Below are 14825 nucleotides of genomic sequence, written 5' to 3' on the forward strand. Positions count from 1 at the left end.
CGCATCGCGCGGTTTCTCGGCCCTCGGTCCAGGCCGTGCCTGGTCCGGGGTGAAGGGGGCGGACAGCCCCCTTCTGGGGTGCGGGGCAAAGCCCCGCGCATCAGGCGCTCGGCGGGGGCACGGTTTCCTGCTGGCCCGAAAGCTCGGCCCGCGCCACGCGGTCGAGCGAGAGCGCGACGGCGGCCTGCGCCATTGCGCGCTCCTCGGGTCGCAGCGCCGCTCCGCGCGCGGCGAGCCACGGCTTCACGTGGCGGCGCAGGACGTCGGGCAGGACCACGCGTTGCTGCCGGATGTGCGCCTCGGCGTCCGTGGTCGCGCTCGTGTAGCTGTAGCCGTGGAGCTCGCCGTCGTGCTCGCCCTCCGGCGCCGCCGAAGGCAGGAGGGCGAAGCTCGTCGCGAGCCGCAACACGGTGACGGTCGCGCTGTATCGTTTCGGCTTCGGAAGGTCTGTCTCGACGTACGTGTTTTGCGTGCACGTCGCCACGAAGAGACGCTCGCCGCGCCGTGCCCGCTCGGCGAGCGCGCGCCACGGGGCGAGTTGCCAGTCGGCTGGCGGCAAATCTCCGTGCGTGCCGTCGATCGCGAGCACGCCTGAGGGATCACGGCCTGCGATGAGCTCGCGGCGCACGGCCTGGCAGCCCGCGGAAAACCCCGCGAGGATGACGTCCCCGACGGGAATGCCCGTCGTGGCTGCGACGCGCGCCACCGTCTGCGGCAATGGCTCGCCCGTGGCTTCGTCGTAGGCCACGATGCTCGGCTCGGGCCCCAGCGCGGCGCGCAGATCGGCATCGACGTGCGAGCCCACCAGATAAAGAACGACGAGCGGTCGCTGCTCTCCCTCTCCACGCTGCACGAGGCGATAAGCCATTCCGATTCCTCCGCGCTGACCGGCGAACGCCGGGCGTCTCGATCCCCCAGCATAGCATGAATATCGTCCGATGCGCCATTTCAGGTTCTTCCCGATCCTGGAATCATGGCATGCTCGTCATCGATGCTCGGCTTTTTCAAGGAACGAAGGCGTAGCGCTGTCCGCGGCCGCCCCTTTCCGCCCGCGTGGGAGGCCATCCTCGCGGAGAACGTGCCTTACTTCGGTAAGCTCGCGCCCGAGGACCAGGACGAGCTCCGCGGCCTCGTGCAGATTTTCCTCGACGAGAAGCGCTTCGAAGGCTGCGGCGGGCTCGACGTCGACGACGAGATCCGCGTCACGATCGCGGCCCAGGCATGCATCCTGCTGCTCAACCGCGAGAACGACGTGTACCCGGATCTCGAGGTTGTCCTCGTTTATTCGAGCACGTACGTCGACAAGCGTCCGCGCACCGTCGAAGGTGGCATCGTCGTTGAGGACGGAGAGACGCGGCTCGGCGAGTCGTGGGGGAGGGGGATGGTCGTGCTGGCCTGGGACGCGGTCTTGCGCGGCGCGGCCGACGTCCGCGACGGGCACAACGTGGTGCTGCACGAGTTCGCGCATCAGCTCGACACCGAGGATGGTGCGGCCGACGGCGCGCCCGTGCTCGAGCGGCGCGCAGCGTACGGGCCGTGGGCGCGGGTGCTCGGCGCGGCCTACGAGGGGCTCTTGCGGGACGTCGCGTCGGGGGACCGCACGGTCATCGATACGTACGGCGCGAAGAACCCGGCCGAGTTCTTCGCCGTCGTGACGGAGGCTTTTTTCGAGCGGCCGCGCGCCCTCCGCGCCAAGCATCCCGCGCTCTACGAGCAGATGCGCGCCTTCTACCAGCAGGATCCCGCCGAGCTCGGCCATCCTTCGCGCTGAATCGTCCCCGGCAAAGCTGCCCGCGCCTGCCCTCGCCGTGCTAGGAGGGCGCGGGAGCTTGCTCCCTCGATCGAAATCGCACCCTCTATGTCCAAGACCGGAACCGATCGCCCCGCCGCCGTGCTCGTCGCGGTCCAGCTCGCAACCGTCGCCGACGTCGACCACGCGGCCGACATGGCCGAGCTCGGGCGGCTCGTGAATACGCTCGGCTACGACGTCGTCGCGACGGTGTCGCAGCGACGCTCGAACGTCTCGAAGGGCGCCGTGCTCGGGGAAGGGAAGCTCCGCGTGCTCGCCGAGATCACGGGCGGGCCAGGCCCCGCCGGCATGCGCTTCAAGAAGCCCGGGCAGAAGCGTGACGATGACGACGAGGAGTTCGAGGAGGCGCCGGAGAGTGCCCCGGGGGACGACGACGCAGACGACGTGGACGCGGGCGTCGTGCGCGCGGCGAAGACGCCGACGCTCGTCGTCGTCGATCACGACCTCAGCCCGAGCCAGCTCCGCAACCTGGAGAAGTGCACGGGCGCCGAGGTGCTCGATCGGAGCGGCGTGATCATCGAGATCTTCCACCGCCACGCGCGGAGCCGCGAGGCGCGGCTCGAAGTGGAGATCGCGCGGCTCAACTACGTGGCGCCGCGACTGCGCGAGTCGAGCGGCGGCGGCGATCGGCAACGCGGCCGCGGCGCGGGCGAGAGCCAGCTCGAGCTCGATCGGCGCAAGATCCGTGATCGGATCGCCGAGCTGCGCAGGGAGATCGATGGCATCCAGCGCGAGCAGGCCACGCGCCGCGCGCTCCGCCAGAACGCCCGCCGCGTCGCGCTCGTGGGCTACACGAACGCGGGCAAGTCGTCGCTCATGCGCGCGCTCACGGGCAGCGACGTGTACGTGATGGACAAGCTCTTCGCGACGCTCGACACCACGGTGCGCGCGCTGCATCCCGAGGTCAAACCACGCATCCTCGTGTCGGACACGGTTGGCTTCATCAAGAAGCTGCCGCACGACCTCGTGGCCTCGTTCCGATCGACGCTCGACGAGGCGCTCGAAGCCTCGCTCCTGCTCTACTTGGCCGACGCCTCGGACCCGACGTTCCGCAGCCAGCTCGAGGTGACGCGCTCGACGCTCGAGGAGATCGGCGCGGAAGGCGTGCCCTACAAGCTCGTGCTGAACAAGATCGATCGGATCGCCGAGGAGGATCGGACGATCCTCCAGCGCGAGTTCCCCGAGGCGATCCTGATGTCGGCCAAGGATCCGGCGGACATCACGCGCCTGCGGCAGATCCTCATCGACTTCTTCGACGCGCTCATGGTGCCGGGCGAGCTCGTCGTGCCGTACACGAAGCAGGCCCTCGTGAGCGAGGTCTACGAGCACGCGAAGGTCCTGTCCGAGACGTACGACGAAGCCGGGGCGCACCTCGTGCTCCGCGCCGAGCCTGCGGCGCTCGCGCGGCTCCAGAGCCTCGTTCAGAAGTAGGCCACGTCAGGCGCCGCTCGAATCGCGGGAGGCGCCTCTGCGGCGGAGGGCGAGGGCTCCCACGGCGGCGACGAGCTCCATCGGCTCGATCGGCTTCTCGATGTGCGCCTGGTAGCCCGAGGCGAGCGCGCGGCGCCGATCCTCGGGGCGCACGAACGCGGTGAGCGCGACCGCGGGCAAACGTGAAGGATCGAGCGTACGGGCGCTCCGGATCTCGCGGATCAACGCGAACCCGTCCATTCCCGGCATGCCGAGGTCGCTCACGAGCACGTCGATGGTTCGCGCCTCGACAAGCCCGAGCGCTTCCTCCGCGCTCGCCGCGGCGACGACCTCGGCCCCGTGCTCTTCAAGGAGACGTTGCACGACGTCGCGCGTGTCGGGCTCGTCGTCGACCACGAGCACACGCGCGCCCGAGAGATCGTGCCCGTTCGCGAAGGAGGTCCGCGTGCTCTCGGGGCTCCCGGGCTGGACGAACGGCGCGTTCGCGAGGGGCTCGTCCCGGACGGGCGCGACGGGCAACTCCACCACGAAGCGCGCCCCTTTGCCCGGCCCTTCGCTCTCGGCGCGCACGCGCCCGCCGTGCAGCTCCGCGAGGTGCCGGACGATGGCGAGCCCGAGACCGAGGCCCCCGTGCTGGCGCGCCGCCGAGGCGTCGGCCTGGCGGAAGCGCTCGAAGACGTGCGGCAAGAACTCCGGGGTGATCCCTTGCCCCGTGTCCTTCACCGCGATCTCCACGCGCGTGTCGTGGCTCGTGCACGAGACCTCGACGACCCCACCGCGTGAGGTGAACTTGATCGCGTTCGACAGGAGGTTCCACGCGATCTGCTGGATGCGCCCCGGATCGCCGAGGATCGTCCGCCCGCGCGCGCCTTCGCAACGCGTGAGCTCGATGCTCTTCGCGTCCGCCGCGTGGCGCACCGATTCGAGCGCGGCGTCGATCACGGCCTCGACGTCCACGGCCGACACGTCGAGCTTGAGCTTGCCGCTCACGATGCGGCCGACGTCGAGCAGATCCGAGATGAGCTGCGTCAGCAGGCGCGCGTTGCGGTCGATCACCTCGAGGCCCCGCGCGACCGTCGCGGGCGCAGGGCCGGGCTTCTGCAGCATCTGCGACCAGCCCGCGATCGCCGTGAGCGGCGTGCGGAGCTCGTGCGAGACCGTCGCCAGGAACTCGTCCTTGAGCCGGCTCGCGCGCTGGGCCTCTTCGCGGGCGGCGCGCTCGCTCGCGAGCAGCGCTTCACGCTCCTCCGCGGCGCGCAGCTCGCGGGTCACGTCGCGCATCGTCACGACGCCGAACTCGACCTTGCCGTCCGGGTCGCGCACGGCCCGACCTGCGTAGCGGAGGACGACCACCTCGCCCGTCGGGCGGCGCATGCGCAGGTCGAGATCGCTGAACACCTCGCCTCGGATCGCCCTGGAGATGGGCCACTCTTCGAGGGGCAGCTCGCGCCCGTCGAGCGTCGAGAGCACGAGCCTGCCGAAGAAGTCGCGCAGGTGCATGCCGATGATCGGGGACACGGGCCGACCGTTCTCGCGGATCCCGTCGCCGGCGGTTTCTCCTGCCGAGGGGTTGAGCGAGACGAAGTTGCCCTCCGCGTCGCTCACGAGGACCGCTTCGGCCATGCTCCCGAGGATCGCCTCGAGCTTCGATAGGCTCTGCTCGGCGCGCGCGCGCGCGTCGCGGACCGCGAGCTCCATCCGATCGGCGCGCTTGCGCTCGGTGATGTCCACGATGAGGGCGCCGACCGAGGTGATGGCGCCGCCCGGCGTGAACACGGGGAACACGTGGAGACGCCAATCGCGCAGCTCCTCGGGGCGATCCTTGCCCGCGGCCGTGACCTCGAAGCCCGCAAGGACCTCGCCCGTCTCGAAGACCTTGCGGAGCAGCGGCTCGATCAGGGGGACGAACTCCGGGACGACCTCGTGGATCGTGCGGCCGTGGTGTTCGTTCGTGGACAAACCATTCATCCGCGCGAGCGCCGCGTTGACGAGGAGGTAACGGTATGCGCGGTCGAAGAAAGCGAACGCGAACGGCACGTGGGCGAGCAGCGACTCGATCTCGGCCATGCGCGCGCCGGCGATCCGTTCGAGCTCGCGTGTCCGCTCCTCGACGCGACGCTCGAGCTCGGCGCTGCGGCTCTCGGCGCGAGCGAGGGCGCGCCGGAATGCCTCGTGGATCGCGAGGATGAACGCGAAGGCCGCGACGAGCTCGACGAACCGCGCGCGGCTTCCGAGGCGCTCTTCGAAGCCGAGACGGATGCCGAGGAGGAGGGCCACGCAGGCGAGTCCCACGCCGAGCCCGGCAAGCTTTCGTCCGTGGCTCCGGACCGGCTGCCGTGCCTCGCTCGAACCCATTCGTCCCCGCCCCCCGCTGCGATCTACGCACGAGCTCGAGGGCCAAGGAAAGGACGATGCGCAGACAGAAGGGGATCAAAGTGGCGCTGCGGAATGCACGTATCCGGGATTCAGGGCGCGCCCGACGGAGCCAACGCGCCCGACCTTCCCAGGCCACGTTCGGCGCCGTAGGATACGCGCCCTTTCGGCCTCCACCTCTCCCGCATTCCCGATTTCCGACATGCGAAACGCTGATCCCGCCCGCCCGCGCCTGCACCTCGTGGACGCGACCTACGAGCTCTTCCGCGCCTACTTCGCGCAGCCGTCACGCAAAGCGCCCGACGGCCGCGAGGTCGGCGCCGTCCGCGGGCTGCTCTCGACGCTCATGGTCCTCACGCGCGACGCGACGCATATCGCCTGCGCCACGGACCACGTCGTCCGTTCGTTCCGGAACGACCTTTACGCCGGATACAAGACCGGCGACGGCCTGCCCGAGGAGCTCGCCTCGCAGTTCTTCCTGGCCGAGGACGCCATGCGCGCGCTCGGGCTCGTCGTCTGGCCCATGGTCGAATTCGAGGCCGACGACGCGATCGCCGCGGGTGCGGCCCGTTTTTCGGAGGAGGCGGGGCAGGTCCTGATTGCCTCGGTCGACAAGGATCTCGCGCAGTGCGTCGACGGCACCCGCGTCGTCATGCTCGACCGGAAAAACGACAACGCCATCCTCGACGAGGACGGAGTCACCCGGAAATTCGGCGTCAAACCCGCCTCCATCCCGGATTTCCTCGCCCTCGTGGGGGATTCGGCGGATGGATATCCCGGACTCCCGGGGTGGGGGGAGAAGTCGGCCGCCGCGGTGCTCGCCGCGTTCGGCACGATCGAGCGCATCCCGCGCGAGGCCTCGGCGTGGGGCATCAAGGTACGGGGCGCCGAGAAGCTCGCCGCGACCCTCGCCGCGCGGGGCGACGAGGCGCGCCTCTTCAAGCAGCTCGCCACGCTCCGGACCGACGTCCCTCTGGCCGAGGGGTTCGCGGACCTCGCGTACCAGGGGGCGAGGCCGGAGCTCCGGGCGTTCTGCGAGGAGCTCGGGATGCCCGACCTCGTCAAGCGCGTGACGCGCTGGCGCTCCTGAGCGCGTGGGGCAGGCGCGAAGCGGCGGTGGCAGTTCGTCGGACCCGTGGGGCGCGTGACGCAGACCGCTTGAATTTTGCGGGCCGTCCCGGCCGAGCCGTCGAGAAGGTGCCCGTCGCCCCGCTGCTGGTGTAGAACCGAGGCCGGTGACGTCCGGATTGGGGGGCACATACGACGGCAAGGCAGGGGGATTCCCCGATGCCGACGAGCCTCTTGCGGACGACGACCGGCAAACGCTGGTCATCGTCGGCAACGGGATGGTGAGCTATCGGCTCTGCCAGAAGCTCGTCGAGAACGGGGTCAACCAATCGATCCGCATCGTGGTCTTCGGCGAGGAGCGCTTCCCCGCCTACGACCGCGTGCACCTCACGGACATCTTCGGTGGACGTGACGGCGAGAGCCTGATCCTCGCGGAAGAGGACTGGTACGAGTCGCACGGCATCGACCTCTACCTCGACGATCCGATCATCCGCATCGATCGCGACCACAGCTTCGTCGAGGCCTACTCGGGCCGCCGCGTCCCCTACAACCGCCTCGTCTTCGCCACGGGCTCCGAGCCGTTCGTGCCGCCCATCGAGGGCGTGCACCTCAAGGCCGAGGACGGCTCGAAGCGGCTCCGCAGGGGCATCTTCGTCTACCGGACCTTCGACGACGTCTACAGCATCGAGGCGCACATCGAGGGCTCGCTCCGCGTCGCCGTGATCGGCGGCGGCTTGCTCGGCCTCGAAGCGGCGAAGGCGATCTACGACCTCGGCCGGAGGCTGCATCCGATCGAGGTCCAGGTCATCGAGGTCGCGGCGGGCCTCATGCCGCGGCAGCTCGACGCGCAGGGCGCCGGGGTGCTCAAGGAGAAGATCGAGGAGCTCGGCGTCAAGGTCCAGGTCGGCAAGAAGATCAAGAGCGTGGTCTCCACGAAGGAGCACCTCGCCGCGAAGAAGAAAGCCGAGAAAGAAGCCGAGCGGCTCGCGAGGGAAGCGGAGAAGCTCTCGAAGAGGCAGGCGCGGCAGACCCTCATGTCGGTCACGCCCGGCGAGCTCGCCCCCGGCAGCGCTGGCCCGTACCGCTTCGCCCCGCCGCGCGGCGACGTCGAAGACGACCTGCCGGAGGCCGAGGAGCCGAAGGAAGAGGTGGTCGAGGACGAGGAGCCCGAAGAGACGCTCGAGGACGAGACCGAGCGGCTCGTGATGGAGTTCGACGACGGGAAGATCCTCGCCGTCGACATGATCATCGTGTCCACGGGCATCCGTCCGCGCGGCGAGATCGCGAAGGCCGCGGGCATCACGTGCGCGCCGAACGGCGGGATCCTCGTCGACGATCGGCTGCAGACCTCGGACGAGCAGGTCTTCGCGATCGGCGAGTGCGCGAGTCACAGCGGCATCACGTACGGCCTCGTCGCGCCCGGCTACCAGATGGTCGACGTGCTGGTGGCGAACCTGCTCGGCGAGAACGCGGAGTTCAAGGGCGCCGATCAGTCCGCGAAGTTGAAGCTCCTCGGCGTCACCGTCGCCGCGCTCGGCGAGTACGACGGCGACACCAAGCCGCTCTCGTCGGCGCTGCGCTACACGACCGGCGGCGTCTACCGCAAGCTCGTGACGCGCCAGGGAAAGCTCATCGGCGCGGTCACCGTGGGCGACTGGGAGAACCTCGATCGCATCCGCGACGCGCTCACCTCGCCCGTGCCGATGTCGTTCTTCGACATGCGGCGCTTCCGCTCGACGGGCAACCTCTTCGCGAAGGAAGAATCGAAGAAGGTCACCGAGTGGGCCGACGAGGCCGTCGTCTGCGGCTGCATGCGCGTCACGCGCGGTACGCTCAGCCTGGCGATCGTCGAGGGCTGCGGGACGGTCGACGCGCTCTGCAGCAAGACGGGTGCAGGCACGGTCTGCGGCTCGTGCAAGCCGCTCATCGCGGAGCTGCTCGGCGTGGACGAGAACGGCGCGGTCCCCGTCGCCGTGCCCCCGCCTTCTGTGCGGATGGGCGAGCGGCCGGCGCTGCGCAAGGATCGGCCGCCCACGTCGCGCCGCACGATGACGCCTGCGCCGGTCTCGCAGCGCAGGCCGACGTACCCGGGCGCGATGCCGCGCTCGTCGACCGTCATGAACATCGTCATGCCGGGCAGCCCGCCGCCTTCGAGCAGCGGACGCGCGCGTCGCAAGACGTTGTCGCTCATGGATATCCCGCCCGGGCTCTCCGACTTCGGCGCCGAGGCGGCGGCCGCGTTCGCGCCCGAGCCCGTGATGCGCGAGGCCCCCGACAGCGGCGTACCGAGTAGCCGGCGCATGCCGTCCTCGCGCCCGCCGAGCCTCAAGCCGCGGGTATCCTCGCGCCCGCCCACGCCCTCGGTCACCGAGGGCCTCGAAGCGGCGATCCGCGCGCTCGCGCCGCCCGCGTTGCCCGAGGACGAGGCCGAGGTCGGCCTCTCGTCCGATCGCTCGCCTGCGCTGCTCGAAGAGCCGGCGCGCGCGGTCGAGGATCTGCAGATCACGCCGCTGCCGCCGCTCCCGTCGTTCTTCGAGGAGCCCGCGATCAACGACGAGGTCGAGGACGACGCGGAGGACGAGTACGCCGAGGAGGCGGAGGCCGCGTTCAAGGCGCTCGACGAGGGCGTGTACGACTACGGCTACGTGCAGGGGCGGCGGAGCTGGGTGCCGCCGAAGCGCGTCGGCATGCTGCCGCCCGAGCAGCAGAAGGGCGCGGCCACCAAGTCGGTCGCGCCGCGCAAGGAGGCGGTGCCGCCCGAGTCGGGGCTGCGTCCGCTGCTCGTGGCGTCGATCGGCGCGTTCCTTCTGTCGGCCGTGGCGGTCGCGTCGCGACCGATGCCGGTGCCGACGACGATCGCGGGCCGGCTCGGTCCTGCGCGCCTCTTCACGGACGACACGCTGAAGCAAATCTCCGGCTACGTGCTGCTCGGCCTCTGCGTGGTGAGCCTCGTGCTCTCGCTGCGCAAGCGCTGGAAGCGATTCACGTGGCTCGACGTGCCCATGTTCCGGGCGATCCACGGCATCATCGGCGCCTCGACGATCTTCGCGCTCGTGCTCCACACGGGCCTCAGGCTCGGCCATCACCTGAATTTCTGGCTATCGATTGATTTCCTCGCCGTGTGCGTGCTCGGCGCGATTGCGGGCGTGGTGACGGCGATTTCGAATCGATGGGGCGCGATGAAGGCGCGTGATCGGCGTCTCTTCACGTCGCGCGCGCACCTCGTGGTGTTCTGGCCGCTGCCCGTGCTCGTCGCGCTGCACGTGGTGCAAGTGTATTATTACTGAGCCATTTCCGGTAATCTCTCCCTTCCACGGAACGCCCGAGGAGGGAAAGAATGAGAAGGAGATTGGTTCAAGGTCGCTGGCTCGCTGCGGCGGGCACTTTTGCGCTCGCCCTGGCCGCGCTGGCCGAAGGGTGCGGCGGCGGCACGGGCACGGGCGCGGGGGGCTCGGGGGCGGGCGCGGGGGGCTCGGGCGGGCAGGGCGGCGATGGCGGCACGTTCACCGTTGGCGCGTCGCAGGGCGGCGGGTTTCCGGGCACGTGTGATCCGACCTGCGACCCCGCGACGCAGGTTTGCTCGCACGGCGTCTGCGTGCCGGTGGCGGGCTGCACGAACGACGCGGATTGCAAGAACGACACGTATTGCGAGCCGATGCTCAAGCAATGCGTGCCTTGGGAGAGCGCGACGCCGCCGAACGATCCGACGTGCATCAACGTCATTGCCGCCGGGCAATTCTCGCCGCGCGTCAAATGCGAGTTCAGCACGGCCCCGGACGGCGATCCGTTCCCCGGCCACGTCGACGTGCAGGGCACGCCGATCGTGACGAACTTCAACAAGCCCGCGGCCGCGGGCCCGCCGAGCATCGTCGCGGCGTTCACGCCGACCGTGGTCGCCAATTACACCGAGGATCAGGGCGTCATCCGCGTGCTCAGCGGCAAGGATTGCTCGCTCGAGGCGAACCTCGGCGGCACCGACGTCGATGGCGACGGCGCGGTGGATTGGGTCGTCTCCTCGTCCACGCTCGCGTCCGGGGATCTCGACGGCGACGGCGTGGCCGAGATCGTCGCGTACGGCGCGGACGGCTCGACGCTCGCGTTCACGAAAAAGGCCGGCATCTGGGGATTGCTCTGGAAAGCGCCTTATCAGGCCGGCATCCCGGGCGGCCCCTGCGATTTCAACCTGCACCGCTGCCCCGTGGGCTGGGCCGGACCTTCCATTCACGACATCGACGACGATGGCAAGCCCGAGATCCTGCGCGAGGGCGCCGTCTTGCGCTCCGATGGCTCGCTCGCGTCGGGCGCTCCGGCGGGCTACGCGAGTTACTCCGCGGGCCTCTTCTCCGTGGTCGCGAACCTCGATCAGGATCCGAACATTGAGTTCACGAACGGGCAATTCGTCTGGGAGTGGGCGGGCGGCGCGTGGGTACAGGAGCCGGGTTTCCCCGGCGCGTCGGCTTCGGCGCCGGGGCACGTGGCCATTGCCGATTTCGGCGCGTTCGGCGCCGGCGTACCCGCGCAAAACCCCGAGATTGTGGTCGTGCGGTCGAGCCTCGTCATGATCTACGCGATCGACGGCACGCTCGTGCAGCCGCCCGTGGCCGTGCCCGGGGCGGGGGGCGGTGGTCCGCCCACGGTCAGCGATTTCGACGGGGATGGTTTGCCCGAGGTCGCGGTCGCCGGGCAGGCGTTCTACACCATCTATGACATCGATTGCGGTGCGTCCCCGCGGCCGGGCGGGCAATGCAACCTCGCGGCGTGTGATTTCGCAGGCGGGGCGTGCCCCGCGGGCGGCTACATCCTCTGGTCGAAATCGACGCAGGACCTCTCGTCGAACGTCACGGGCTCCAGCGTCTTCGATTTCGAGGCCGACGGGTCGAGCGAGGTCGTCTACGGCGACGAGTGCTTCGTCCGTGTGTACGACGGGGACACGGGCGACGTGCTCTTCAGCCAGTATCGCTCGTCGTGCACCTGGTACGAAAACCCCATCATCGCCGACGTCGACGGCAATTTCCGCGCGGATCTCGTCACGCCGTCGAACAAGGCTTGTTCGCCCGACGGGACGGGCATCCCGTGCCAGACGCTCGACGCGAACGGCGTCGATCCGCAATTCCCGGGCGTCCGCTGCCAGAAGGCGGCCGATTGCGTCTCGGGAGTGTGCGACGCCGGGTTCTGTCGTTGCTCGGAGACGAAGCAATGCTGCGCGGCCCAGGACGACGCGGCCTGCATCGAGGAGGGGCTCCGCTGCGCGCAGCCGCCCGCGGGCACGCCCGGCAATGGCAATACCTGCCGCGCCGGCCACCCGCACGGCGTGTCCGGCATTCGCGTGTACTCGGACGCGAACGACAAATGGGTCCGCTCGCGGACGATCTGGAACCAGCATCCCTATGCGGTGACGCACGTCAACGAGGACGGGACCATTCCCAAGACGAGCGCCTGGACGAACAACTGGGACGATCCCAAGCTGAACAACTTCCGCCAGAACGTGCCGGGCAACGCGAACGGCGCAGCCACGGGGGATCCCACGGCGGGCGCGAGCGCGCAATTCGCGTGCGGCGGGCAGGGCGCGGAGATCGGCGCTCCGATTTGCAACCGCGGGGCCGATCCCGTCGGCGCGGGGCTTTCCGTGGGCTTCTACGTCGGGCAGACGAAGGTCTGCGAGGCGAAGACGGTCGAGGTGCTGCCGCCCGGCGAATGCCGGCTCGTCTCCTGCAACTGGAGCATGCCGCCCACGATCGAGGCCGACAAAGTGGACGTGACCGTCATTCCGAACGACGACGGCGCGTACGCCGAATGCAAACCCGGGAACAATCTCGGGACGATCGTCGGCGTATTCTGCAAGCCGCCGGCTTGAGGCTCGGCCTGGCGGTCCCGTGGGCCAGTGTTTACGAACAGTAGCCTGGCCCATGTGCCTCATTGAAACGCCTCGCCCCGCTCTGCCGAATCATCGCGGGAAAACCCACGACCCGCCACCGAAGGGGGCGAGGGTGTTGGAGATGCGGCCTTCGAGAGCGTGAAGATGGGTCGGCGTGAAGGGGCGAAGGTCGCGGGCGGATCGGTGAGGATGGCAGAGTCGTGCTAGCAGCCTGTGGACTTATCTGCTGCGCACCACGAATCGTCGGTCGACATCGCTCGAAATCCTTCAGGATTCCTCGCTCCGTCGCCCTAGCTTCGGGGCGCTCGCGACGATCATTCCACAGACTGCTAGGGGCAACTCTTGCCGAAGAACCAAACCTCGCCCAGCCCGACATTCGTCACGGCGCCGACGCTATGGCCATCCTCGATATTGAACTGGATGGCGCGTCCCTTTTGGGGGGGGTCGACGTCGAAGATCGCCGAGCCGGATGGGCAAACCGCTCGGATTCCCAGCATGGTGGGAGATCCATTGAGCGGAACGAAGGTGCTTTCATCCTCGGAGACGGTCATCGTCAAATGACGTACGCCCCGCTGACCGTTGAGCTGTGCGCTATTCCAGACCACCACCTGATGGATCTCGTACACCTTTCCGAGGTCGAAGTTCAAGGTTCCCGTGTGGACTTGCGGTTGCGACGCCCACATGGTCGCTTCTTCGCAATCGTGCAACCCCATGGGGTCGAGACTGGTCAGGCCACTGCCGTCCGACAGCGCCGCAAACGCAGTATCACAACAACTGCCCAGGACGGGCGAGCTCGCTATCACATTCGAAATCCGAAGCAACTCACCGTTGCACATCCCAGCGCCGCCCCCGCCGTCGCCGCCCCCGCCGTCGCCGCCCTGTCCTCCGCCGCCTGTGCTTCCACTGCCTCCGTCGGGCTCGTCGAACTGCCGCGACTCCGAGGTGCAGGCGGCCAAGATCAGGATCGGCACGAACAGCATAAATGTTCTCATATCGCACCATCCTACGACAATTCTGCATCGCCGTGAAGCTCGCCGCTCGAGGAGGCAGGAACTCGAAGCTGCTGCCCCAAACCCCACGAGGGTATCGCCGCCCCTCGACACCGGGCCTGAGGTCCGTGAGGGCCAGACCCGGGCTCGATTGTATTGCGAACTGTCTGGTACGGTGAACGCACGAGGCCGATGGAGCGGATTGACTTGCTTGCGGCTGAACCGCGAAAGGATCTTCGGCTTCCGCTTCCGCTCCCGTGCGGCGGGGGAGGGGCTACCCGGACGCCGGGCGCCTAATCGCAGCGGCAGTAGAGACACCCGGGGTGATGCCGGCCCGTGCCGCAATATCCGGCCCATCCGGTATTGCTGCACGTGCAGGCGTCATGCCGATGGCTGCAGCCGTCGAGGCGGCAAGACTGCGCTTCGAGCGATTGCCCAGCCGATTCCGTATTCTCTTCCTGTGCCGAGGAAGCCGCGTCCTGCGCGGTGGGCTCCTCGGAGGGGAACGTCAGTTCCGCAGGGGGCCCGGCAAAGGCGGAAAACGAGATCAAGGAAGCCGCAAACGACACGACCATGGCCACGAGAGTCTTCTTCTTCATGATTGGCGCCTCCTGCGCACGCCCTCACGAGATTGCAAGCGACGTGCCCAGGACGTACCTCTCGAGCCAAAGGGATAGATTTTCAGGAATCGCGATGGCCAAGCTTGACGGGCCTCGGGAGAGCCTCCTCGGGCGTGCCGTCACGACCGCTGGAATGGGGCTGCCTCCTTCTTGCACCGGGAAGTGCGAGTGGGAGGTTGTTCATGCGAGACACACGTTGTGTTCCTCTGTTTCTTGCTCGCCGCATGTCACGCGGGCGCATCGTCTCCCCCTGCCGGCAAGGCTCCACCCGGAACGTCGGTCGAGGCCGCGCCGCGCTCTCCGCACGCATGTATTGAAGCGAGCCTGTCGGCCCTTCGGTCCCGGGACATGGGGCGCCTCGCGGAGCTTTCGCATCCGAGCCTCGGCGTGAGGTTCACGGCCTTCGGGTTCGTCAAACCGGATACGTATGCCGAATGCAAACCCGGGAACAATCTCGGGACGATCGTCGGCGTGTTCTGCAAGCCGCCGGCTTGAGCACTGGGACCGTGGAGCCGGGGCGCTGCCCCGGGCCCCGCGGGGGCTGTTCGCCCCTCGACCCGAACCAGGGCAAGCCCTGGACCATTTGGGGAAGAACTGCGCGATGCGCAGTTCTTCCCACAGGCCGGTGGCAAGACCATGGAGGTGCGTTCCACGCTGGC

General features: G+C 68.8%; 10 protein-coding genes. 6 read left to right on the forward strand and 4 right to left on the reverse strand.

Annotated elements, in window-relative coordinates:
* Nucleotides 1-100: 100 nt before the first annotated feature.
* On the reverse strand, nt 101-868 hold the full coding sequence (locus KEG38_RS53735; RefSeq protein ID WP_272428892.1) for a hypothetical protein: 768 nt from the start codon (nt 866-868) through the stop codon (nt 101-103).
* Between the two features lie 105 nt (nt 869-973).
* On the opposite strand from KEG38_RS53735, the gene KEG38_RS53740 reads away from it, so the two are divergent.
* Complete coding sequence (locus KEG38_RS53740) at nt 974-1771, forward strand: M90 family metallopeptidase (protein ID WP_272428894.1); 798 nt, start codon at nt 974-976, stop codon at nt 1769-1771.
* An 87-nt stretch (nt 1772-1858) separates the two neighbouring features.
* Nucleotides 1859-3241 (forward strand): GTPase HflX, encoded by a 1383-nt coding sequence (gene hflX, locus KEG38_RS53745; RefSeq protein WP_272428895.1) that lies wholly within the window; start codon nt 1859-1861, stop codon nt 3239-3241.
* Nucleotides 3242-3247: 6 nt separating this feature from the next.
* Here the strand turns inward: hflX and KEG38_RS53750 are convergent, their stop codons facing one another.
* Nucleotides 3248-5518 (reverse strand): PAS domain-containing hybrid sensor histidine kinase/response regulator, encoded by a 2271-nt coding sequence (locus tag KEG38_RS53750; RefSeq protein ID WP_272428897.1) that lies wholly within the window; start codon nt 5516-5518, stop codon nt 3248-3250.
* A 298-nt stretch (nt 5519-5816) separates the two neighbouring features.
* Between KEG38_RS53750 and KEG38_RS53755 the strand changes: the two genes are divergently transcribed.
* The 3 genes from KEG38_RS53755 (at nt 5817) to KEG38_RS53765 (ending at nt 12536) form a co-directional block, all read left to right on the forward strand.
* Nucleotides 5817-6704 (forward strand): 5'-3' exonuclease, encoded by an 888-nt coding sequence (locus tag KEG38_RS53755; RefSeq protein WP_272428899.1) that lies wholly within the window; start codon nt 5817-5819, stop codon nt 6702-6704.
* 145 nt (nt 6705-6849) lie between these two features.
* Nucleotides 6850-9969 (forward strand): FAD-dependent oxidoreductase, encoded by a 3120-nt coding sequence (locus KEG38_RS53760; protein ID WP_272428901.1) that lies wholly within the window; start codon nt 6850-6852, stop codon nt 9967-9969.
* Between the two features lie 50 nt (nt 9970-10019).
* The gene (locus KEG38_RS53765; protein WP_272428903.1) at nt 10020-12536 is read left to right on the forward strand and encodes a hypothetical protein; all 2517 of its coding nucleotides are present in this window, start codon (nt 10020-10022) and stop codon (nt 12534-12536) included.
* 350 nt (nt 12537-12886) lie between these two features.
* On the opposite strand, the gene KEG38_RS53770 is transcribed toward KEG38_RS53765, so the two are convergent.
* Together KEG38_RS53770 and KEG38_RS53775 are read right to left on the reverse strand one after the other, a co-directional pair.
* A complete protein-coding gene (locus tag KEG38_RS53770) occupies nt 12887-13537 on the reverse strand; it encodes a discoidin domain-containing protein (protein WP_272428904.1) in 651 nt (216 codons plus the stop codon).
* Nucleotides 13538-13839: 302 nt separating this feature from the next.
* Nucleotides 13840-14145 (reverse strand): hypothetical protein, encoded by a 306-nt coding sequence (locus KEG38_RS53775; protein ID WP_272428906.1) that lies wholly within the window; start codon nt 14143-14145, stop codon nt 13840-13842.
* 369 nt (nt 14146-14514) lie between these two features.
* Here KEG38_RS53775 and KEG38_RS53780 point away from each other — a divergent pair, with 369 nt between their 5' ends.
* Nucleotides 14515-14661 carry a hypothetical protein gene (locus KEG38_RS53780; protein ID WP_272428907.1) on the forward strand — a complete coding sequence of 49 codons (147 nt, stop codon included), beginning with the start codon at nt 14515-14517 and terminating at the stop codon, nt 14659-14661.
* The last annotated feature ends 164 nt before the right edge of the window (nt 14662-14825 follow it).

The organism is Polyangium jinanense (genome assembly GCF_028435265.1).
GTDB classification, from domain to species: Bacteria; Myxococcota_A; Polyangia; order Polyangiales; family Polyangiaceae; genus Polyangium; species Polyangium jinanense.